This window comes from Sebaldella termitidis ATCC 33386 (genome assembly GCF_000024405.1).
Classification (GTDB): domain Bacteria; phylum Fusobacteriota; class Fusobacteriia; order Fusobacteriales; family Leptotrichiaceae; genus Sebaldella; species Sebaldella termitidis.
The window spans coordinates 2,288,335-2,310,247 of sequence record NC_013517.1 but is presented as its reverse complement, the minus strand read 5'-3'; the positions used below and the strand labels follow the sequence as shown (position 1 = coordinate 2,310,247).

At 32.3% G+C, this 21,913-nt stretch carries 21 protein-coding genes; 6 read left to right on the top strand and 15 right to left on the bottom strand.

Annotation, left to right across the window (positions count from 1 at the left end):
• Window positions 1-9: 9 nt before the first annotated feature.
• The 3 genes from STERM_RS10665 to STERM_RS10655 form a co-directional block, all read right to left on the bottom strand.
• Window positions 10-1,281 carry an O-acetylhomoserine aminocarboxypropyltransferase/cysteine synthase family protein gene (locus STERM_RS10665; protein ID WP_012861617.1) on the bottom strand — a complete coding sequence of 424 codons (1,272 nt, stop codon included), beginning with the start codon at window positions 1,279-1,281 and terminating at the stop codon, window positions 10-12.
• 578 nt (window positions 1,282-1,859) lie between these two features.
• Complete coding sequence (locus tag STERM_RS10660; protein WP_012861616.1) at window positions 1,860-3,044, bottom strand: hydantoinase/carbamoylase family amidase; 1,185 nt, start codon at window positions 3,042-3,044, stop codon at window positions 1,860-1,862.
• Window positions 3,045-3,061: 17 nt separating this feature from the next.
• Entirely contained in the window at window positions 3,062-3,604 is a 543-nt protein-coding gene (locus tag STERM_RS10655) for an O-acetyl-ADP-ribose deacetylase (RefSeq protein ID WP_012861615.1), read from the bottom strand.
• A 289-nt stretch (window positions 3,605-3,893) separates the two neighbouring features.
• On the opposite strand from STERM_RS10655, the gene STERM_RS10650 reads away from it, so the two are divergent.
• Both STERM_RS10650 and STERM_RS10645 read left to right on the top strand, forming a co-directional pair.
• On the top strand, window positions 3,894-4,532 hold the full coding sequence (locus tag STERM_RS10650; protein ID WP_012861614.1) for an MOSC domain-containing protein: 639 nt from the start codon (window positions 3,894-3,896) through the stop codon (window positions 4,530-4,532).
• A 557-nt stretch (window positions 4,533-5,089) separates the two neighbouring features.
• A complete protein-coding gene (locus STERM_RS10645) occupies window positions 5,090-6,523 on the top strand; it encodes an acyl-CoA dehydrogenase family protein (RefSeq protein ID WP_012861613.1) in 1,434 nt (477 codons plus the stop codon).
• 55 nt (window positions 6,524-6,578) lie between these two features.
• Here STERM_RS10645 and STERM_RS10640 read toward each other — a convergent pair whose 3' ends face one another.
• The gene (locus tag STERM_RS10640; RefSeq protein ID WP_169305401.1) at window positions 6,579-6,743 is read right to left on the bottom strand and encodes a hypothetical protein; all 165 of its coding nucleotides are present in this window, start codon (window positions 6,741-6,743) and stop codon (window positions 6,579-6,581) included.
• Window positions 6,744-6,992: 249 nt separating this feature from the next.
• Between STERM_RS10640 and STERM_RS10635 the strand changes: the two genes are divergently transcribed.
• Window positions 6,993-7,187 carry a hypothetical protein gene (locus STERM_RS10635; RefSeq protein ID WP_012861611.1) on the top strand — a complete coding sequence of 65 codons (195 nt, stop codon included), beginning with the start codon at window positions 6,993-6,995 and terminating at the stop codon, window positions 7,185-7,187.
• Window positions 7,188-7,256: 69 nt separating this feature from the next.
• Here STERM_RS10635 and STERM_RS10630 read toward each other — a convergent pair whose 3' ends face one another.
• From STERM_RS10630 to STERM_RS10620, 3 genes are read right to left on the bottom strand one after another with little or no spacing between them, the layout of a single operon-like run.
• Window positions 7,257-7,604 carry a cupin domain-containing protein gene (locus STERM_RS10630; RefSeq protein ID WP_012861610.1) on the bottom strand — a complete coding sequence of 116 codons (348 nt, stop codon included), beginning with the start codon at window positions 7,602-7,604 and terminating at the stop codon, window positions 7,257-7,259.
• Between the two features lie 5 nt (window positions 7,605-7,609).
• On the bottom strand, window positions 7,610-8,074 hold the full coding sequence (locus tag STERM_RS10625) for a 2-thiouracil desulfurase family protein (protein ID WP_012861609.1): 465 nt from the start codon (window positions 8,072-8,074) through the stop codon (window positions 7,610-7,612).
• 27 nt (window positions 8,075-8,101) lie between these two features.
• Window positions 8,102-8,506, bottom strand: coding sequence for a hypothetical protein (locus tag STERM_RS10620; protein ID WP_012861608.1), 405 nt, complete (start codon window positions 8,504-8,506; stop codon window positions 8,102-8,104).
• Window positions 8,507-8,650: 144 nt separating this feature from the next.
• Between STERM_RS10620 and STERM_RS10615 the strand changes: the two genes are divergently transcribed.
• Genes STERM_RS10615 through STERM_RS10605 form a run of 3 tightly spaced genes read left to right on the top strand, consistent with a single transcriptional unit; the run spans window position 8,651 to window position 11,431 of the window.
• Entirely contained in the window at window positions 8,651-9,973 is a 1,323-nt protein-coding gene (locus STERM_RS10615; RefSeq protein ID WP_012861607.1) for a hemolysin family protein, read from the top strand.
• The gene (locus STERM_RS10610) at window positions 9,966-10,679 is read left to right on the top strand and encodes an NAD-dependent protein deacylase (RefSeq protein WP_012861606.1); all 714 of its coding nucleotides are present in this window, start codon (window positions 9,966-9,968) and stop codon (window positions 10,677-10,679) included. The genes STERM_RS10615 and STERM_RS10610 overlap by 8 nt, the downstream gene beginning before the upstream one ends.
• 20 nt (window positions 10,680-10,699) lie before the next feature.
• Window positions 10,700-11,431: a YdcF family protein gene (locus tag STERM_RS10605; RefSeq protein WP_012861605.1), complete on the top strand. Its 732-nt coding sequence runs from the start codon at window positions 10,700-10,702 to the stop codon at window positions 11,429-11,431.
• A 447-nt stretch (window positions 11,432-11,878) separates the two neighbouring features.
• Here the strand turns inward: STERM_RS10605 and STERM_RS10600 are convergent, their stop codons facing one another.
• The 8 genes from STERM_RS10600 to STERM_RS10565 all read right to left on the bottom strand — a co-directional run bounded on the left by STERM_RS10600 (window position 11,879) and on the right by STERM_RS10565 (window position 21,909).
• Complete coding sequence (locus STERM_RS10600) at window positions 11,879-12,487, bottom strand: histidine phosphatase family protein (RefSeq protein WP_012861604.1); 609 nt, start codon at window positions 12,485-12,487, stop codon at window positions 11,879-11,881.
• A gap of 310 nt (window positions 12,488-12,797) precedes the next feature.
• Window positions 12,798-14,123: a citrate/2-methylcitrate synthase gene (locus STERM_RS10595; protein ID WP_012861603.1), complete on the bottom strand. Its 1,326-nt coding sequence runs from the start codon at window positions 14,121-14,123 to the stop codon at window positions 12,798-12,800.
• 14 nt (window positions 14,124-14,137) lie between these two features.
• Entirely contained in the window at window positions 14,138-15,139 is a 1,002-nt protein-coding gene (locus tag STERM_RS10590; protein ID WP_012861602.1) for an isocitrate/isopropylmalate dehydrogenase family protein, read from the bottom strand.
• Window positions 15,140-15,161: 22 nt separating this feature from the next.
• Entirely contained in the window at window positions 15,162-17,096 is a 1,935-nt protein-coding gene (locus STERM_RS10585; protein ID WP_012861601.1) for an aconitate hydratase, read from the bottom strand.
• A 488-nt stretch (window positions 17,097-17,584) separates the two neighbouring features.
• The gene (locus STERM_RS10580) at window positions 17,585-18,418 is read right to left on the bottom strand and encodes a VOC family protein (RefSeq protein ID WP_012861600.1); all 834 of its coding nucleotides are present in this window, start codon (window positions 18,416-18,418) and stop codon (window positions 17,585-17,587) included.
• A gap of 80 nt (window positions 18,419-18,498) precedes the next feature.
• Window positions 18,499-19,089: a hypothetical protein gene (locus STERM_RS10575; protein WP_012861599.1), complete on the bottom strand. Its 591-nt coding sequence runs from the start codon at window positions 19,087-19,089 to the stop codon at window positions 18,499-18,501.
• 66 nt (window positions 19,090-19,155) lie between these two features.
• Entirely contained in the window at window positions 19,156-20,595 is a 1,440-nt protein-coding gene (purB, locus tag STERM_RS10570) for an adenylosuccinate lyase (protein ID WP_012861598.1), read from the bottom strand.
• 36 nt (window positions 20,596-20,631) lie between these two features.
• A complete protein-coding gene (locus STERM_RS10565) occupies window positions 20,632-21,909 on the bottom strand; it encodes an adenylosuccinate synthase (RefSeq protein WP_012861597.1) in 1,278 nt (425 codons plus the stop codon).
• Window positions 21,910-21,913: the final 4 nt, after the last annotated feature.

Genomic DNA, 21,913 nt, shown 5'->3' with positions numbered 1-21,913 from the left:
TTTCTGTTTTTAGATTTTATCCAAAGCCTGCTTCAGATCATCTATTATATCATCAATATGCTCCAGACCTATAGATATTCTTATTATTCCCGGAGTTATATTACAGGCTGTCAGTTCTTCCTCTGTAAGCTGGCTGTGTGTTGTACTTGCCGGATGTATTATAAGAGATTTTGCATCTGCAACATTTGCCAGATGAGAAAACAGCTTTAATGAATCAATAAATTTTTTTCCTGCTTCCAGACCACCTGTCAGTTCAAAGGTAAATATAGAGCCTCCGCCCTTTGGAAGATATTTTTCCTGCAGTTTTTTATAAGGGCTGCTGCTTAATCCGGGATAATTTACAGCTTTTACTTTAGGGTGCTTTTCCAGATATTCTGCTGTTTTTACAGCATTCTCCACGTGTCTGTCTATTCTCAGCGAGAGTGTTTCTATCCCTTGTAATATCAGAAAAGAATTAAAAGGTGAAAGACATGCACCTGTATCTCTGAGAAGCCTCACTCTTAATTTTGCTATATATGCAGCTTCTCCTAAATCTGAATATTTTAGATTGTGATATCCGGGATCCGGTTCGTTAAAGCTTTTGAATCTTTCATTCTTCCAGTCAAATTTTCCGGAATCTACTACCAGTCCTGCTATTGTTGTCCCGTGTCCGCCAAGAAATTTTGTTGCCGAGTACACTATTACATCTGCTCCATGCTGGAAAGGCTTGCACAGATATGGAGAAAACGTATTGTCTATTATCAGGGGAAGTCCGTATTTATGAGCTATTTCAGCAGTTTTTTCTATATCTGTAATATCCGCATTGGGGTTTCCTATACTTTCTATAAATACTGCCTTTGATTTTTCATTTATTAATTTCTCGATATCTTCCGGTCTTCCGGGATCAAAAAACTTTGTAGTTATTCCAAAATCCTTTATTGTATTCGCCAGAAGATTATATGTTCCCCCATAAAGATTCTTTGATGATATAACTTCATCTCCGGATACTGCCAGATTCAAAATTGCATATGTTACTGCGGCACTTCCTGAGCTTACTGCTACTGCCCCGACTCCGCCGTCAAGTGCCGTTATTCTTTTTTCCAGAATATCCGTAGTAGGATTCATCATTCTGCTGTATATATTTCCTTCTTCTTTCAGCGAAAAGAGATTAGCTGCATGCTCCACACTGTTAAAAACATAAGATGTGGTTTGGTAAATTGGTACTGCTCTTGAATTCGTTGACTTATCCGCCTCTTCCTGACCAGCATGAAGCTGTAATGTTTCAAATTTGTATTCTGACATTATTGTCACCATCCTTTATATATATTTGATTATTTGTTATATAATTAAATTTTGTAAAAAAAAATCCGGACACAGCCGTGTCCGGAACATCTATCTATGGGCACAGCTCTTTTTAGATTAAAAACTTCAAAAAGAGTCTGTGCTTTTTATATTTTATAAAAAGGTCAAACTCTATACCGCATATACATCATCATATTGTCATTTATATATTTATAATTAATCATCTCTACTCCACCTTTAATAATTTATAACTTAGTTTAGTATATTTTTATCTATATGTAAAATTCATATTTTTTATTCCATCAATATATTTGATATATGATAATAAAAAAATGTCACCTAGAAAAGAACATCCCTACTTTTCTAAATGACACTGTTTTACACTCCCTCTACGAGTGAGTACATATGCTAGACAAAATTACAATAATTCTTCATAATTAGAATCATGCACTCTAACTCATTATAATTATACACTCTTTTTTTATATTTTCAAATATTATTTTCTGATCGTTATAATAAGGATTTACTTATTAAAAAAATAATTTTTTAAAAAAATTCTGTTATAAGATTATTTTTTATCAGATTTGTTTATCCATCTCAAGCAATGTCTCAAACATCGTTAAAGTTCCCATTTCTATATCGCTCTCAGAAGTAAACTCCATTTTATTATGACTGATTCCATTCTCACTTGGTACGAATATCATGACTGCCGGCTTATCCTCAGGCACGCACATAGCATCGTGACCGGCTCCGCTTGATAGCTCCATATATGAAATATTATTTTTAATACATACTTTTTCAATAATATTTCTTATATTTTCATCAAGTACATATGGATATTTTTCTAGTACATGAATAAATTCTGTTTCAGTATCTTTATATCTTTTGGAAAATTCTTTTATATCGGCAATAAAAGAATATATATTTTCTCTTTTCATATCTCTTATTTCAACAAAAAGCTCTGCATATTCCGGAATGACATTATAACAAGCCGGAGAAATCTTAATATCCCCTATTGTAAAAACAAAAGGATGAGGATATTTTTCACAGAGGCTGTACATATATGTAATCAGTTCGCCAGCCGTCTTCACTGCATCTTTACGTGACTCCATTGATGTAGTCCCGCCATGATTTGATTCTCCGTTTATTTTTATTCTGTATCTTTCTATCCCTACAATACCATTTACTATTCCTATTGTTTTTCCCTTTTTAAAAAGCTGATCTCCCTGTTCTATATGGAGTTCCAGATAAGCTCCTATTTTATTTTCCTCCCACTTGGAATTTCTGATATTTTCCATAGTAAGTCCGACCTCCGGAAGCTCTTCCAGATTGTTCTCTTTTTCTATATTACCCGTTCCGAATACTGCAATACTGCCGAAGGTTCCTCCCAGCCTCAGCCCCTCTTCTGCATTAAAAGCAGCTATTCTTATTGTATGATCAGTAACTGTTTCATTTTCTGCCAGAAGCTCCATACATTCAAGAGCACACATAACACCAAGATTACCGTCATATAAACCGCCGTTTTTCACTGTATCCAGATGAGAACCAATTATTATATAAGGCAGCTCAGGATATCGGCCGGCTTTTTCACCTATCACATTTCCCACTTCATCTATCCATGCCTTAAGCCCAAGCTTTTTCAGTTTATCTAAAAAAGTTTCCGCAGCTCTAAAATATTCCCTGCTGAATTCTATTCTGTTATATCCTTCTTCAGTTTTGCCGATCTCGCCTATTTCATGAAGATTAGACATTAAACGCTTCATATTTATTTTCATTTCTGCTATTTTTCACTTTCTAATAATTCTTCATAAATCTCAAAATTTTCATCATCAAGACATACAAAAACTACTTCCCTTATTGTAGTATCCGGTGTCTGGATAAAATATTTTTTTACTTCGTCAAGAGCAGCTCTACCGGCTGTTTCTTTTGGAAAACCGTAAGTACCTGTACTTATATTGGAAAATGCAATACTTTCCAGCTGCTTATCCTCTGCTATTTTCAAAGAATTTCTGTAACATTTTCTCAATTTCTCTTCTTCATTATTCTTGCCGTAGCTCCATACAGGACCTACAGTATGAATAACAAATTTAGCCGGAAGTTTTCCGCCTGTTGTAATAACTGCTTCTCCTACCGGACAGCTTCCCTGTCTGTCTACTATTTTTCTGCATTCATCTAAAATCAAAGGACCGCCTGTTCTGTGAATTGCTCCGTCTACTCCCCCTCCACCGAGTAAACTACTATTTGCTGCATTTACTATTACATCTGTTTTTACCTTTGTAATATCACCATTTTCACATCTTAATTCAGTATTTTTTATCCTCATATTTTATACCTCTTTTTATATATGATTTTTTTATAACAATTTCATCTATAGTGCTAAAAACATATTAATTTTCTGCCTTCCGCAAAATAAACAAAACTGCTATACAATATATAAATGAATTATAATATATTTTAGTTATTATTTGAAGTATTATTTAGCATATATATTTTTAATAGTATATACATTTTTTTATTTTTTTTACTTCAAATAAATGCTATAATCAAGGAAAAAACTATTATAATGTATTGTTTATTTTTATTCATAATACATTACACTGAAAGGACAAATTATGAAAATAATTTCTTTAAATACCGGAAAAAAGAAAACATATAACTTTGATAATAAAGTTGTAGAAACAGCTATCGCAAAAACTCCTGTTAATACTGATGTTTATTTGGGAAAGCTTGGTTTTTCCGGTGATGAACAGGCTAATCTGGAATTACACGGAGGTCCTGATAAAGCCGTGTGTTTTTATCCTTTTGAACATTATAAATATTTTGAGCAAAAAATAAAGAAACTTCCTCTGGGTGCTTTTGGAGAAAACCTGACTGTACTTAATATGCCTGAAATTTCTGTATGTATTGGCGATATTTTTCAGATTGGAGAAGCAGTATTGCAGATTTCACAGCCAAGACAGCCTTGCTTTAAGCTTAGTCTTATAAATAATATTCCAAAAATGCCTCATATGCTCCAGGAGACTGGTTTTACCGGATATTATGCCCGTGTCCTTACAGAAGGAAATATTAATACAGACAGCAAAATTACTCTTTTGGAAAAACATCCGGAAAATATATCCATAGACTTCATTAACAAAATTTATTTTCATAATGCGGGTGATCTTGAAACAATGGAAAAAATACTTAAAATACCAGAAATTTCTGATGAAGTAAGAGATGTTCTTGGAAGACTGTCAGGAAAAATAAAATAAATATATTCAGTCAATATTATTTTAAAGGCATATCCCGTTTTTATACAGTATGCCTTTTTGTGTCTTTATTAGTACGAAATTCTCTTTTTTAACTCTATATACATTTTTCTATCGCACACGTGCGAAACACAGTAAAACAAAAGTAAAATTATATAATATTAAAGAAATAATACAGCAAATAACAGAAACTTTTGAAGATATTATTTTATTACTATAAAATGCTTTATAATTATTTTTATTCTTATATATACTTTTCTATCTGAAAAAAAGTATTTTCTTTTCTGTTAAAATAAATTTCCCGTTAGTCTGATAAATTAGTTATGTACGCATTATACTCTGCTGTACTATAAATTTTAAAATTTTTAGTTATATAAAAATTATGCTTTATTTAGTAATAAAAAGTAAATTTCATTTTGTTTTAAAAACTATTATTTTTATTATCGAATTATTTGAAAATGATTGCCTTCCTTTTTAAAGAATGATATAATAATATAAAATTTAGAAGTATTTTATAAAATATCTGAATTTATAGAAAAACAGGAGGAAGTGTAATATATATGATTAATAAAGATGTAATATCGCTTAGTACAAAAGAATTTTTAGGTAATCTAAAGAATTTTTTTGACAAATATTTTGGTGATGATGCGCAAAAAAAAATAGATTTAATGGAGTATCTGCCAGAGGATAAGTGGCTGGAAATAAAAAAACAAGGTCTGCTCGCGCCGTTTCTGCCGGCAGAATACGGAGGAAGAACCCCTAGTCAGAAAGAGCTTCTGGAAGTCCTTAGACTTGCAGGACATTACGGTGTCCCTGTTACATTAAGAACAGGAATTGAAGGTGCTCTTGTTATACAGCCTTTGACTAAGTATGCCAAAAAAGAACTTATTGAAAAAGTTCTGCCCTTTATTTTTGAAGGTGAAGGCGGGGGACTTGCTATTACGGAACCAGACAGCTCAGGATCAGCTATAGCCAAAGAAATGCTTTCTTATTATGAATTTCTTGAAAACGGCAATATTTATATAAAAGCAAAAAAATATTGGCAGGGGAATTCACAGAGTGATTTTCTTCTGGTAGCTGCTAAAGAAAAAAAAGGTGAAAAAATGGAGAAAAGTATAAATCTTCTTTTTGTTCCCAGAAAAAATATAAAATTTACCCCTATAAAATCCGAAGGATTAAAAGCGGTAAGATATGCAGTAAATGAAATAGAAGGTGAAATACCTGCCGAAAATCTTATTCTGCTTTCTGAAGTTCCCAGAAAAAATCTTCGTGAATTTCAAGATTTGTTTATAAGAAGTCGTCTTCAGTTTATTGGTATGACACATGGAATTATTGAAAATGTTCATAATAACGTAACTAAATATATTAGAAACAAGATTGATTTCATTATGCATGAACTTCATGAAATAGATAGCAGAAGAGCTGTTTCAAAGGTTCTTTACGATTTTGTATGTAAAACTGTATCACCTGATAAACCTGTTAATGATAAACTTATGGAAGCAAATATAGTAAAAGCCGTTGCTTCAGAATATGCTTACGAAGCTGCCAGAATTGCACAGAAACTAATGGGTGCCAAAGGCTATGAATCAGGTCATCCGATTAGTAATATCGTCCTTGATATTAGACCTTTTACTATATTTGAAGGGCCTAATGATATGCTTTTTGCAGAGGTATTTGATCAGTTTTCCAAAACAAGCATTGAGGAAAAAAATAACGGTATTACTTTGAATAAAGGCATGACTATATATGAAAGATTCATAAGCGACAGCAGATTCGTATTTGAGAACGGTAAGGAAAGTCTGAAAGCTGTTTCCGAAAATATTTATAATTTCATAAATATATATAAGCTAAGTGATATAAATCCGGTAAAAAAAGTATTCGCCGGAAAAATTCTTTCTAAATTATTTGTACTCGGAAGAATTCACAATGATGCATATACAGAAAAGTTTTTAGTCAGAGAAATAAATAAAGATATTTTAGATTTCAATTACTAATAATATTATAAAATAAAAATAAGGAGCCCCAAATACGGTATAACTCCTTATTTTTTTATATTAAGTGTACGGCTAATAATATCAAAACCAATGGAACGCTTACGACTAATGCCAGAATAATTTCCCATATTTCTAATTTACTTCCTTTTCCTGATTTTTTCTTTAAAAAAGTAAAGAGAAAAGTAAATATAAACCATACTACTAATATTGTTACTATCATTTTCCCGGAAAACATTGATATCACCATCCTTGGTATATTAATAATTTAGTATTATCTGATTTTTATTTATAATTAACATTTTTAATTATGATGTACTATACTCTTCTGCTATTAATTATACCATAATTCTGTAAAATATTATTAATATTTTTTTCTGACACTGCCGCTATACTGTTGTTTTCCTTTTTATTTTCATATACAATTTATTTATTATATGATATAATTATTACATAGGAAGAGGTGATTATTATGTTTGAAAAATCTCTGGAAAAAGCTAAAAAGTTTACTCTGCTGGATTATTCATTATTAAAAATAGTTCTTCTGTTATTCGGTATTATCATCGGTACTCTTGCCAGCGGTTTTTTTGAAGGTATTCTTTGGTTTTTAATAGTACTGTTTGTGATTTTATACGTTATACTAATGTTTAGATATTTAAAAAAATAATTCAGATATATAAAAATCTGCCTCTAAAAAAGGCAGATTTTATTTTAAATATAATTTATTCGGCAAAAACTATTTTTTTACAATGAAGCCAATAAATTTCAATGGTTCTTTTCCGGTATTTATCATACCGTGAGACTCTCCGCTTTTAGTATATATAACATCGCCCTTCTCTATGGGAACTTCTTTTCCGTTATCAAGAATAATTCCGTTTCCTTCAAGCACATAATATATCTCTTCTTCGCCTTCATGCATATGATAACCTATTTCCCCTGACGGCTCCAGTTCATTTACATAAAATCCCTGAAGATTATTATCCAGCTCATGTGAATCCAGATATCTGTTATTAATTATAATTCCCTTACCGCCTCTTGGCTTTTCCGAAACCATTTTTTCAGCTTTTTCAGATTTTATAACCATTTCTATTACTCCTCATTATCAGATAATTTTTTTAGTTTATGCATAATTTCTTCCTCTGTAATTACTTTTATTCCGTTTAGCTTCAAAAGAGCTGCTGTAATACCATCTCTATTTACTATTTTTTTTGAAAATGTCCCGTCATATATCTGACTGCATCCGCATGACGGACTTCTCGCTTTTAATATAGCAGTTGTTATTTTATTTTCCTTTGCTACTTTTAGTGCTTTTCCTGCCCCTATAATAAATGCCTCTGTTACATCCTTGCCTGAGACAGTTTTCACAGTAAGTTTCTCTTGAAAAGTAAGGACTTCCGCTGCTTCTCTCGGAGTTTTCAGTCCGCCCAGTACCTCAGGACAAACCAATATTGCATCCCCTTTTAGATACAGCTCCTTCAGCTTTTTAACTACATTGGCCTCACCTTTATAATTACATTTTTTTCCTGCCAGACAGGCGGAAATCAGATATTTCATAATAAATTCTCCCTTAAGCTTATTGCTTTAAATAAAAATAAATATAGAAAAAATTCCGTTAAATAAAAATAATAATCCTGTTGCTATACTTACTATCCTGTATTTTCTAAAAAGAATTTTTATATTGATTCCTGATAAATATGCCAAAAAGCCCAAATCAAATATCAGATAACATACACTAAAAATAATAAAAAAATTCTTTACATGAAAATAGGTTTCTCCTGCTGCTCCTATTAGTATAAATGATGGTGCAGTCAGCGGGATTAATCTGCTGTAAAAGATATAAATAAATGAAAGTATCTCTATAATGAGTATCATTATCACTAATTTTTCTTTATTTTTCAGATATTTTGATGTCAGATAACTGTATCCGGTAAGAATTTTATAAAAATTAAATATAATTAAAAATATAATATATACTGTATCAATCATAATTTCACACTCTCAAAATTTATATATTATAAAATATACCACATCTTAAGATATTTTTCTACTATATAATAATAAAACATTGAATAAATCCTTTAAATATGGTATAGTAACATAATATTTTACACTAAACTGGAGGGATTTTTTATGGAACCGGACCCCGGAACTTTAAAATACAAAATAATTCTAATTCTCATATTAACACTTATAAACGCCTTTTTTTCAGCTGCTGAAATGGCAGTTGTCTCTGCTAACAAAAATAAAATAAAAATATTAGTTGACAACGGCAACAAAAAAGCTGCTCTATTGTATGATCTATTACAGGAGCCCAGCAATTTTCTTTCCGCTATACAGATTGGAATCACATTTGCAGGTTTTTTTGCAAGTGCACTTGCTGCTACAGGACTGACAGACGGATTAAATGATCTTTTTACTATGCTGCACATACCTAATAGTTATAATATTTCTTTATTTATAATAACTATTCTTTTGTCATACCTGACTCTGGTATTCGGAGAGCTTGTTCCAAAGCGTATTGCCCTGACAAACCCCGAATCTATTGCATTGTTCTCTATTGTTCCTATTACCTATGTATCGAAATTCTTTTATATCTTCATTAAGATTCTTTCATGGTCTACTGCATTTGTTCTGAAGATATTCAGATTTGACAGCAGTATAATTAATGATAATATGTCAAAAGAAGAAATAAAAGCAATAATAGAGTCTACAACTGATGACAGTATTATTAACAAAGATATGCTGAGCAGTTTTTTTACTTTTGACGATAAAACTGCAAAAGAAGTCATGACACCAAGAACCGATGCCTTTATAATTAATGTAGACACTCCGATAAATAACATACTTGAAAATATTATAGAAGAAAAATATTCCAGAATACCCGTGTATGAAAATGACATTGATAATATTATAGGAATTCTTTATATAAAAGATCTTATTATAGAGGCCTACAAAAAAGGCTTTGATAAAATCAACATAAAAAAACTCCTTCATCAGGCTTACTTTATACCTGAGACTAAAAATATCAACGAATTATTTCACGAGTTAAAAGCCAAAAAGAATCATATGGCCGTACTTATAGATGAATACGGAGGGTTTTCCGGTATTATAACAATTGAAGATCTTATTGAAGAGATAATGGGTGATATTGACGATGAATATGACGAATTTGATCCTGATATCCTGAAAACTGGGGAAAATACCTATCTACTAAAAGGCTCTACTCCGATAAATGAAATAAATGAAACTCTGAAACTAGAGCTCCCTACAGATTCAGACACCATAAGCGGATTTCTTATCTCTCTTCTCGGATACTTTCCGGAAGAATTTGAAGAATTAACACTTAATTACAAAAATTTGGAATTCTATATTACTTCAATTAAAGAGAAAAGAATTATAGAAACAGCACTTACTGTTAAAACTGAGAATAAAAAAGGAGACAGAAATGAATAGTGAGATTGAAAAGCTGAAAAATATTATTCTTAATAGTAATAATATTGTATTTTTTGGCGGTGCTGGTGTTTCTACAGAAAGCGGAATCCCAGATTTCCGAAGTGCTGACGGTCTTTATCAAAATAACCCTGAGACAATACTGTCACATAGTTTTTTTCTTAAAAATCCTGAAATTTTCTTTGAATTTTATAAAAAAAATCTGATTTTCACTGAGGCGAAACCTAACGCTGCACACAATATACTTGCAAAAATGGAAAAAGATAAAAAATTAAAAGGTATTATTACACAAAATATAGATGCTCTGCATCAAAAGGCCGGAAGCAGCAATGTATTTGAGCTTCATGGCAGTATATCGAGAAATTTCTGTATGAAATGCAGAAAATATTATTCTCTTGATGATTTACTAGATATCAAGACTCTGGTTCCGCTGTGCAGCTGCGGCGGCATAATAAAGCCTGATGTCGTTTTATATGAGGAAGAACTTGATTATGATGTGATTAACGGAGCTGTAAAGCTGCTGAAAAATGCGGATGTTCTCATTGTAGGCGGAACTTCACTTATGGTTAATCCTGCTGCTTCGCTTATCAATTATTTTTCGGGAAGCTGTCTTGCTTTGATCAATATAAGCTCTACTCCCTATGATTCACAGGCAGATATCATAATAAGAGAAAAAATCGGGGAAACTTTTACTGAAATTTATAAATAAATACATCTTAAGGAGAGAAAATGAAACTTACATTAAAGATATTGAGTGCAGTAATGATATTGTACAGCATATTTCTTCTGGTTATCGGAATAAGAAATTTCGGACCATTTTTATTAATTATATTTGCTGCTCTGCTTCTTTTTTCAGTTTATACACAAAATTCCGTCATAAAGAATATGATTTATATTTTCTTTATTTTATATATAATCTTTATTTTATTTTTTGCATTTATTTTATATAGGAATGTAAAATATGATAATCCTTCCGGTGCCCAAAAATCAGATTTTGTTGTGGTTCTTGGAAGCGGTTTGAGGTATGGAACTTATCTTTCTCCGGAAGGAAAAAGAAGATCTGATAAAGCTATAGAATATCTGAAGGAATATCCACATTTAAACGTATTTCTTACAGGCGGTCAGGGAATTGATGAAAAAGTACCGGAATCCGTAATTATGAAAGAATACTTTCTTGAGAACGGAATTGATGAAAACAGAATATTTCTTGAGGATAAATCTACAAATACCAATGAAAATATAAAATTCTATATTGATGCCCTAAAGGATACAGATATGGAATATCATAATATACTTCTTGTCACTAGTGATTTTCATATGCCCCGGGCAGGAGTTATAGCCCGCCACTATAATCTCACTGTTTATCCTCTCTGTTCCAAAACTAGGAATATCAGCTTTATTCCAAATATTATGAGAGAGGAACTGGCTTTTATAAAAACACTTATTTTAGATCTGAAATAAAATGAAAAAGGACTGCATCTCTTTAGTACAGTCCTTTTTTGCTGTAGTTGAAATTATTTATATACTTCGGACAGCGATTCAAAAAATTACTTTCTCTGCCCCTCCTCCATAAATGTATGAGATAAATTCTCTATAATATTTTTCATAATTTTATCTCTCAGTCTCTTTATTAAATTTTTAGAATTCATTCTTTCTTTATAACAAGTAAAATCATTCAAACTGATTAATTTTTTCATTCTTTAAAATGCTTATTCTATTTACCTAGATGTTTTTTTATTTTTCTTAACACACTAAGTCCGATAATATATTAGCAAATTAAAAAAACATTCTCTATCTTTCTATGTTAAATACCAATATATTAAAATAAAATTTATTTGAAAACAGAATGAACTAATATAACTTTATTTCTTAATATATATTTTTCATAAAATTATTTACTTTCCTGTTTTATTTATCAGATATTTTCAATATCTGCATTTCATTATTTATAATTTCTACTAATTTAAATTCTCTGTCTACGTATTCATACTTAAAAATACAGCAATTCCCAATACCGCCTTTATTATTTTCTATTTTTAATTTAGATTCGCAATTATGATCCCAATATTTTCTAAATTGCCCGCAAAAGGCTCCGTGACTTACTGCTAAAACTATTCTTCCCTGTTCATTTTCCATAAAATCAATACATGTTTCAACCGCTCGTTTTTGAAATTCTTTTTCTTCTTCTCCCCCATAATTTACAAAAAAATCTTTATACGGAAGAGGCGGATTCAAATCTTCACTCTCGCCTTCAAAAGTCCCAAAATTCCACTCTTTCAGACCTTTTAATCTTTTATACGGAATATCTGTTACTAATTCAAGTGTATCGCATGCTCGTTCTGAAGTGGAACTATAAGCCTTATCAAAAATGATTTTAGATTTTTTAAAATATTCTCCGGAAGTTTTAGCCTGTTCTATTCCCAGCGAAGTCAGCGGCGCATCACACCAGCCCTGAACTTTTCTTCTTTTATTAAATAATGTCTGCCCATGACGCATCAAATATAATTCTTTTTTCATTATTACCTCCTGATTATTTACATTGTAAAAATTATAACACTTTGAGTTCACTCCAAGTCAAGAGTTTTGTTTTTTACATGAAAATAGACCGGCATATATCCAGTCTGTTTTCATATAAGAATATTTTCAGCTTTTATTTCTAAAATATTAGTATTTTTCTATTTCATTAATTGTACTCCCAATATATTTTTATACAATACTAACAATATATATTTATTTAAATAAATATATAAGGAGCTTACGCCCCTTATACATTATTATATTCTGTTATTCTTAATTTAAAAATATCAAATAGTTTTCTTCGAAACCATTATAATAAATTTCCATCTGCATCTATTGCTTTATATGCAGGACGAATAATTTTTTTATCAAAAACCAGCTGTTCGATTCTGTGAGCATTCCAGCTTGCTATTCTTGAAGTGGCAAACAATGGTGTAAACATTATTTCCGGTATATTTAAAAGCTTATATACAAAACCGGAATAAAAATCTACATTTGCACATATTTCAAAATCATTTCCCCTGATTTCCTTGAATAACTCCTTTGAAATTTCCTCTATATTTTTATACAGATTAAATTCATCAGTCTTATTCTTTGAAAGTGCCAGTTCTTCTGCCTTTACCTTAAGAAGCTCTGCTCTCGGATCGGAAAGAGTATATATCGCATGACCCATTCCGTATATAAGTCCTGATTTGTCAAATACCTCATTGTTAAGCATTTTTCTCAGATATTCCCTTAATTTTTCTCTGTCCGAATAATCTACATTTTCTTTTATATTATTAATCATTTTTGAAACCATGGAATTCGCACCGCCGTGTTTTGGCCCCTTAAGCGATCCTATTGCAGCAGATATAGCTGAATATGTATCAGTTCCCGTCGAAGAAACAACATGTGAAGTAAATGTAGAATTATTTCCCCCTCCGTGCTCTGCATGAATAACAAGAAGCAGATCAAGAGTTGTAGACTCTATACGTGAAAAATCATTATTGTGCCTGAACATATACAGTATATTTTCTGCTATGCTCAAATCAGGTCTGGGATTATGTATCACAAGGCTGTCATTAAAATGCTTGTGTCTGTAAGCATTATAACTATATGTCAAAATGCTCGGAAATTTTCCTATTATACTTAGTGCCTGTCTTATAAGGTTATTTAATGATGTATCGTCAGGATTATCGTCTATCGTATAAAGACATAAAACTGCTCTTTGCAGCTGATTCATGAGATCAATACTAGGTTTTCTCAAAAGAAAATTTTCCGTAAATTCTTCCGGAAGATTCTGAAATCCGTTCAGACTGGATATAAAAAGATTTAATTCGGCAGAAGTAGGTACTTCTCCAAATAGTAACAAAAACATTGTTTTTTCAAATGAAAACCTGTCTTCTACTTTTAGTATAGAAGCCAGTTTTTTTATCTCATAATCTCTGTAATAAAGTCTTCCTTCCTCGGGAATTTTTTTATTGTCTTCTATTTTATAACCATGGACAGAACCTATTTTCGTAAGTCCCACAAGAACTCCGGTGCCGTTTTTGTGTCTAAGTCCCCGCTTTACATCATATCTATCATATAGTTCAGGCTCTATGACATTATTTTGTTTTATAATTTTTGAAAGAGAATCTAAAAATTTGTCATCCATTCAATCACTCCCGACTATAGATTTTTTATTATTTCTGCTGTAAGTTCTTCTGTTGTGGCACTGCCACCTAAGTCTGCCGTTAATACTTCCCCTTTTTCAAGAATTCTTAAAACAGCTTTCTCTATTTGCTCAGCTTTTTCATTTTCTTTAAGATATTTCAGCATATCTATAGATGTAAATAAAAGTGCCAGAGGATTAGCCTTATTCTGACCGGCTATATCAGGTGCTGATCCGTGTACTGCTTCAAAAACAGCAATATCTTCCCCGATATTTGCGCCCGGAGCCAGCCCTAGACCGCCTACAAGACCGGCACAAAGATCTGAAAGAATATCGCCGTACAGATTCATAGTTACTATTACCTGATATTTTTCAGGGTTCATAACCAGCTGCATGCACATATTGTCTATTATTACTTCCTCAACAGTTATTCCCGGATAATCTTTTGCTATTTCTCTTGCCGTATCCAGAAACAATCCGTCAGTTATTTTAAGTATATTCGCTTTATGAACCACGGTTACTTTATTAAGATTATTGGCTTTTGCATATTCAAAAGCTGCTTTTATTATTCTGAAGCTTCCTTTTTTTGTAATTCTCTTTATTGCTATTGCTGATGTCTGTTCTTCGTTTTCAAATTTTTCCTCGCCAATATAAAGTCCCTCGGTATTTTCCCTGAATATAACCAGATCAATATTTTCATATCTTGTTTTGATTCCCGGAAGAGTTTTTATCGGTCTTATATTAGAATATAAATCATATTTTTTTCTAAGATATACGTTTATACTTCTGAATCCTTTACCTATCGGTGTTGTTATCGGCCCTTTCAAAGCAACTTTATTTTTTTCTATACTTTTATATAATGATTCGGGTATAAGCTCCCCTGTTTCATTATAGACTTTTTCTCCGGCGTTTTCTATTTCAAATTCTACTTCTACACCGGCTGCTTCAAATATATCCGTTACACTTTTTGATATTTCCGGACCGATTCCATCTCCCGGAATGAGAGTTACTTTTCTCATAATTCCTCCTTTTTTGTATGTATTAAAATTCAGAACTTGTGGCAAAGTTCAGATATCCGCCATATTCCAATATTTTCTTTTCTCTTTCGGAACCTGTAAATCCGGCTTCAAATTCTATATTTTTTGTTTTGTTCAGTATTTTAAATACTCCAGTTTCCAAAGATGATTTTGTATCCTTGAATTCCAGTTCATCATATTCGTCAATCTTATCATAGTCCTCGGCATTAATAAATTCTAAAGGTATAATTCCTGCATTTACAAGATTAGCCTTATGTATTCTGGCGAAAGATTTAGCAATTACTGCTTTTATTCCTAAATACAGCGGAAGTAAAGCTGCATGTTCCCTGCTCGAGCCCTGACCATAGTTATCTCCGCCTACTACAATACCGCCGTCATTATTTTCTGCTCTCTCTTTAAAATCAGGTATTATTGTATTAAAGCAATACTCAGATAATTTTGGTATATTTGATCTAAAAGGCAGAAGCTTTGCATTAGAAGGACAAATATCATCTGTTGTTATGTTATCCTTTGTTTTTAATATTACTTTTCTGATAAATTCATCCTCAAGAGGTTTATTTATCGGAAACGGCTTTATATTCGGCCCCATTATTATCTCTGTCTTTCTTCTGTCTTCGTCTGATTCGGGCGGATATATATAGTAATTGTCATATAATGCATATTTTTCAGGGAACTCCACCTTAATGTCAGCACCAAAAGTTCTTGGATCAGTAAAATACCCAGTTATCGATGACACTGCTGCTGTTTCCGTACTTACAAGATAAACCTCGGCATTCATAGTTCCGCATCTTCCTTTAAAGTTTCTGTTAAAAGTTCTTAACGAGATTCCTTCGGATTTTGGTGCCTGCCCCATACCTATACACGGACCGCATGATGCCTCCAGCACTCTTGCTCCGGCAGCTATCAAAGTAGCTAATGCTCCGTTTTCAGATATCATATTCATTATATTGCTTGATCCCGGAGATAAAACAAGACTCACATCAGGATGTACCTTTTTTCCCTCCAGTATTTTTGCAAGTTTCATAAAATCTGAATATGATGAATTCGTACAAGAGCCTATTGCTATCTGATCAACTTTTATTTTTTCACTTTCCGGTATTTCATGAACATTGTCCGGGCTATGTGGAAATGCTGCAAGCGGTACAAGCTCATCAAGATTTACCACTAATTTTTCATCATATTCTGCGTCCGGATCTGCTGAAAGAGGTATGTAATCCTCCTCACGTCCCTGCTTCTTTAAGAAATCCAATGTTTCTTCATTGCTTTCAAATATCGATGTAGTTGCTCCCAGCTCTGCACCCATATTTGTGATAGTTGCTCTGTCATCTACAGACAGATATTTTACACCCTCGCCTGTATACTCTATTACATAGCCTACTCCGCCTTTTACAGTAAGCTCTCTTAATACATGAAGTATTATATCCTTGGCAGAAACCCAAGGCTGCAGTTTTCCTCTTAATTCCACATTATAAACTTTTGGAGCTTTCAAATAGTATAAACCTCTTGCCATACCAATAGCTACATCAAGCCCTCCAGCTCCCATGGCTATCATGCCCAGTCCCCCACCTGTAGGAGTATGACTGTCTGAGCCTATTAATATTTTTCCGGGTTTTCCGAATTTTTCCAGATGCAGTCTGTGACATATTCCGTTGCCGGGTTTGGAAAAGATTATTCCGTGTTTGGCTGCCGAAGTTTTTATAAACTCATGATCATCGGCATTCTCAAAACTTGCCTGAAGCATATTATGATCAATATATGCTACTGATACTTCTGTCTTTACCTTATCTGCATTCATAGCATTCAGCTGCAGATAGGCCATAGTTCCTGTAGAATCCTGAGTCAGAGTCTGATGGACCTTCACACAGATTTCTTCTCCCGGTCTCAATTCACCTTTTAACAAATTTTGACCTAGTATTTTGTAAGTTAAACTTAGTCCCATTCTTATTTTATCCTCCAAAAATTTATTTTATTAATATTTATATAAATATAAACTTAAAATTATTCACTCTATATAAACATCAAAACAGTCTAAATATAAGCTTTATTATATTTTTCCAAACATAAATATAAAATATTTAACTATATACATTTTTTATAATTATCACAGTCAAGTATATATATAAATGATATATAAGATTATAAGGTTAAAAAGGCAGTTTGTCAAGTGGTAATAAGAAAATAATATTATCATTTGCTATGTTTATACATAGTCTGCTAAATCATTTTATAATACATTTTTCTTAGATCCAATCCCTGCTGTTCCTTACCTGATAATTATCTCACAATTACATGATAACAGTAATATTTCAAACTTGTCAAGAAAAAAGCATACTTAAAATTTCTCGGTTTCTAAGTATTTTTTATGATGTATTACAGTAAATTAAAAAGCCGGGTATCAATATTTCCAAAAACCGGCTTTTTTCATATTTAATTCTTATTATTAATTATAAGCTTTACATTATTCAAATCATTAATCATAAAATATCCGTCCATTATTTCTAAATCAGGATACTTCAAATTTTTTTCCGCATTATTTTTTATATGCTCGTATCTCTCTTTATCTATTTCATATTCAATAGCTTCAAGTCCTGTACTTGTATTATCCCCTGGTTTTGAAATTCTGGAATCCCAGTGGTTAAATGCAAAATGATGGTGATAACCGTCATATGACATAAAAACTGCATTTGGCATAACAGCTGTCTTATTTAAAAGCAATATATCCTCATAAAATTTTCTTATTTCCGGAATATTTACTCCCTGCATATGAACATGCCCTACTCTTGAGCCGTCCGGCATTCTGAAATTTGAATTACTGCTGAGATAATAAAGCTCGTCAGCATTCAATGAAAGAGTATCCATTACTACATCACCATTATTAGTATAACTCCATCCTTCCTTATTTCTGTCTGTATATATCTCTATCCCGTTATTTTCAGGGTCATTTAGATAAATAGCTTCACTTACCAGATGATCAGCAGCTCCTAACCCGTCAAAGCCTATATCCATAATATGTCTTAGAAAGACTGCAAGATCAGTCCGTTCCGGAAGTAAATATGCTATATGATATAAATTTGCTGTTTCTGGTTTTCTGTATTTTAATTTTTCATTTGTTTTTAGGATAAGCAGAGTATCTTTATCTGTCCCGAGTTCTGTTCTCTCACTATCCCGCTTTCTTACTTTCATTCCTAAAACTTTCTCATAAAAAGCAGTCATTTTATCTATATCCTTAACCTTCAATATTACATTATCTATTTTCATCATAATTAATACCTCTTATATTTGTATAAGCAATTATAACTTATTTTAAAATAATTGTCAAATTAAAAAAGTGCCTGATAATGTTATATTGTCCATTCATTATGAACTACTGCTACAAGATAGTATTTCCCTCTGTATATCTCATATAAAAGTCTCAGACTCTTCCAGTCCATATATGCATACTCTTCTGTGCCCGGAGTATAATACTCCACAGATCTTGCATAAGGAAAAACACTATTCATATTTTCAATACTATTGCCGGTTCCCATTATACTGTCATAATTCGGCTCATACTCTATAAAATCTTCATCATATATAAATCGGTCAAAATAATTATCAAATGTAAGAAGAATACGGACTCCTGTTCCGTCATACTCTCCCCATACCAGTTCTTCATTTTTCTCATAAATTTTTACCAGTTCTTTTTTTTCAATTATCTGATTATCATTATTTTTCAAATCAGAATAAGGTGAAAACATAATCCCTTTTTTAGGATGTGCATATTTAGATAAAGCGCTTATATCTCGTTTTTTTATTAATTTTATTACTATCTGATTGATTTTCTTCAGTTCATAAAAATTATCTGATGAAGTTTCCGGTTTGGATTTTGAAAAGGTTAAAATTGATATTGTTAATGCGAAGATTAATATAAAAAGTGTCCTCAGCTTATACATATTCCCTCCTAGTTATTTTGACAGCTGAAAGTCCAATATTTTCAAACTTTCAGCTGCATTATTTTTTTATACTTTCAGATCAGAATCAATCTTTTTTATCAAATGATTATATCTTACTAATATAGGTTCCACTTCTTCATTTATGAATACTTCTGTCTGTTCAGCCGCAAATCCTGTAAATTTCCCCGGTTCCAGTATACTATCCAGCTTTTCCGGATTTACTTTGATTCTTCCGTCTTTTTTAATTCTTTCTATAAGGTCATTCGAAAGTCCTTCCAGTTTTACCCTTTTAGTAGTTTCCATTGATAATTCCCTGATAATCTCATGTACTTCCTGTCTGTCCTGACCGTTTTTCACAGCTTCCATAATTATATTTTCAGATGCCATAAACGGAAGCTCTTTCATAATATTAGCTTCTATTACCTTAGGATAAACTACTATTCCATCCAGTATATTCAGCCATATTATAAGAATGGCATCCACTGCAAGAAATGCCTGCGGAATAGACAGACGCTTATCTGCCGAATCATCAAGTGTTCTTTCGAACCATTGTGTCGAATATACCAAAGCTCCGTTCATTGACAATGACATGACAAACTTAGCAAGTGATGAAATTCTTTCACTTCTCATCGGGTTTCTTTTATACGCCATAGCTGACGACCCTATTTGATTTTTTTCAAAAGGCTCTTCCAGCTCTTTCAAATGCTGCAGCAATCTCATATCATTAGTAAATTTATGTGCCGACTGTGCGATATTTGAAAGAAGCTCCAAAGTATGGCTGTCAATTTTTCTGTCATAAGTCTGACCGGTTACACCCTGTAATTTATTAAATCCTGCTTTTTTTGTAACCATTTTATCCAGTTCTCTTACTGCTTCAAAATCACCGTTAAATAACTCTTTGAAGCTTGCCTGTGTTCCAGTTGTTCCTTTTACTCCTCTGAATCTTAAATTTTCAATACGAAATTCCAGTTCTTCGAAATCCAGAAGCAGAGACTGCAGCCATAACGTTGCCCTTTTCCCTACAGTAGTAAGCTGTGCTGCCTGAAAATGAGTGAATCCCAGCGTTGGAATATCTTTATTATTATGTGCAAAATCTTTCAGACTTTTTATCAAATTTACCATTTTTTCTTTTATAATTTCCAGTCCGTCTCTTATCTGAATCAGATCTGTATTATCCCCTACGAAAGCACTTGTAGCTCCTAAATGAATTATCCCCCTTGCATTTACTGCCTGTTCACCATATGCATGGACATGCGACATTACATCATGTCTCAATTTTTTTTCGTATTCTTTTGCTGTTTCAAAATTTATATCATTCTCAAATTTTTTCAGCTCCTGTATCTGTGCATCACTTATTATATCAAGTCCCATTTCTTTTTCACATTCAGCCAGAATTACCCATAATTTTCTCCATGTTCCGAATTTCTTTTCAGGTGAAAAATTATAAAGCATCTCTTTACTGCTGTATCTTTCTATAAGCGGATTATCATACACATCTTTTTTCATATTACTTCCTTTCAGTATATATTAAATTTTCAAAAATTATAAATCTTTTAAGTATATATTCTGTGTTCTTTCCGGACCTACAGAAACCATTGATACCGGACACCCTAAAAATTCCTCTATAAACTTGATATACTTTTTACAATTTTCAGGAAGCTCGTCATAATTCTTTATTTTGCTTATATCTTCCTTCCAGCCGTCAAACTCTTCATATATTACCTTTATTTCTTTTGATTTTCTCAAATTCGGCGGATAGTTCACATATCTTTTTCCGTCTATTTCATAAGCTACTGCTATTTTTACTTTATCAAAACCGTCTAATACATCCAGCTTAGTCAGTACTATATCTGTCAGACCGTTTATCATTACTCCGTATTTTCCTATTACCAGATCAAGCCATCCGCATCTTCTCGGTCTTCCAGTATTTGATCCGTATTCTCCGCCGGTTTTTCTAAGAATTTCTCCTGTTTCATTATCCTCTTCAGTAGGAAACGGACCTTCTCCCACTCTTGTCGTATAGGCTTTCATTACTCCTAATACTCTTTCTATTTTTCTCGGGGATACTCCTGCCCCCACAGCAGCTCCTCCTGCAGTTGGTGAAGAAGAAGTTACATATGGATATGTTCCGTAATCTATATCCAGCATTAATGCCTGTGCTCCTTCAAAGAGAACTGTTTTATTATTGTCTACTGCTTCATTTACTTCACTTACTGCATCTATAATTCTGTGCTTTATTTTTTGTGCCAGATCTACATATTTTTCATATAAGGCTTCCAGCTCAAATGTTTCTTTTCCATATCTTTGCAGCATGTCATTTTTATCTTTTATATTCCATTCCAGCTTATCCTTAAATCTGTCCATCTCCAGCAGATCTCCGGTTCTTATGCCGTTTCTTGCTATTTTATCAATATAACATGGTCCTATTCCTCTCTGTGTCGTTCCTATTTTATTTTCTCCCCTTGCCTCTTCTCTTGCTTTATCTATTTCTATATGATAAGGCATTATCAGATGAGCCCTTTCATCTATAAATAAATTATCAAGATTCTTTCCTCTTTTTTCCAATTCATTTATCTCTTTCAAAAGCACCTCGATATCTACAACCACTCCCGGTCCTATTATACATTTTCCTTTTGAATTGATTATTCCGGAAGGAAGAAGCTGCAATATAAACTTTTCATCATTTACCACCACAGTATGTCCTGCGTTATTACCGCCCTGAAATCTGACAATATAATCAGCCTTCGGTGCCAGTACATCAATTATTTTCCCTTTTCCCTCGTCTCCCCACTGTGTTCCCACTACTACATAAGTATTCATATTC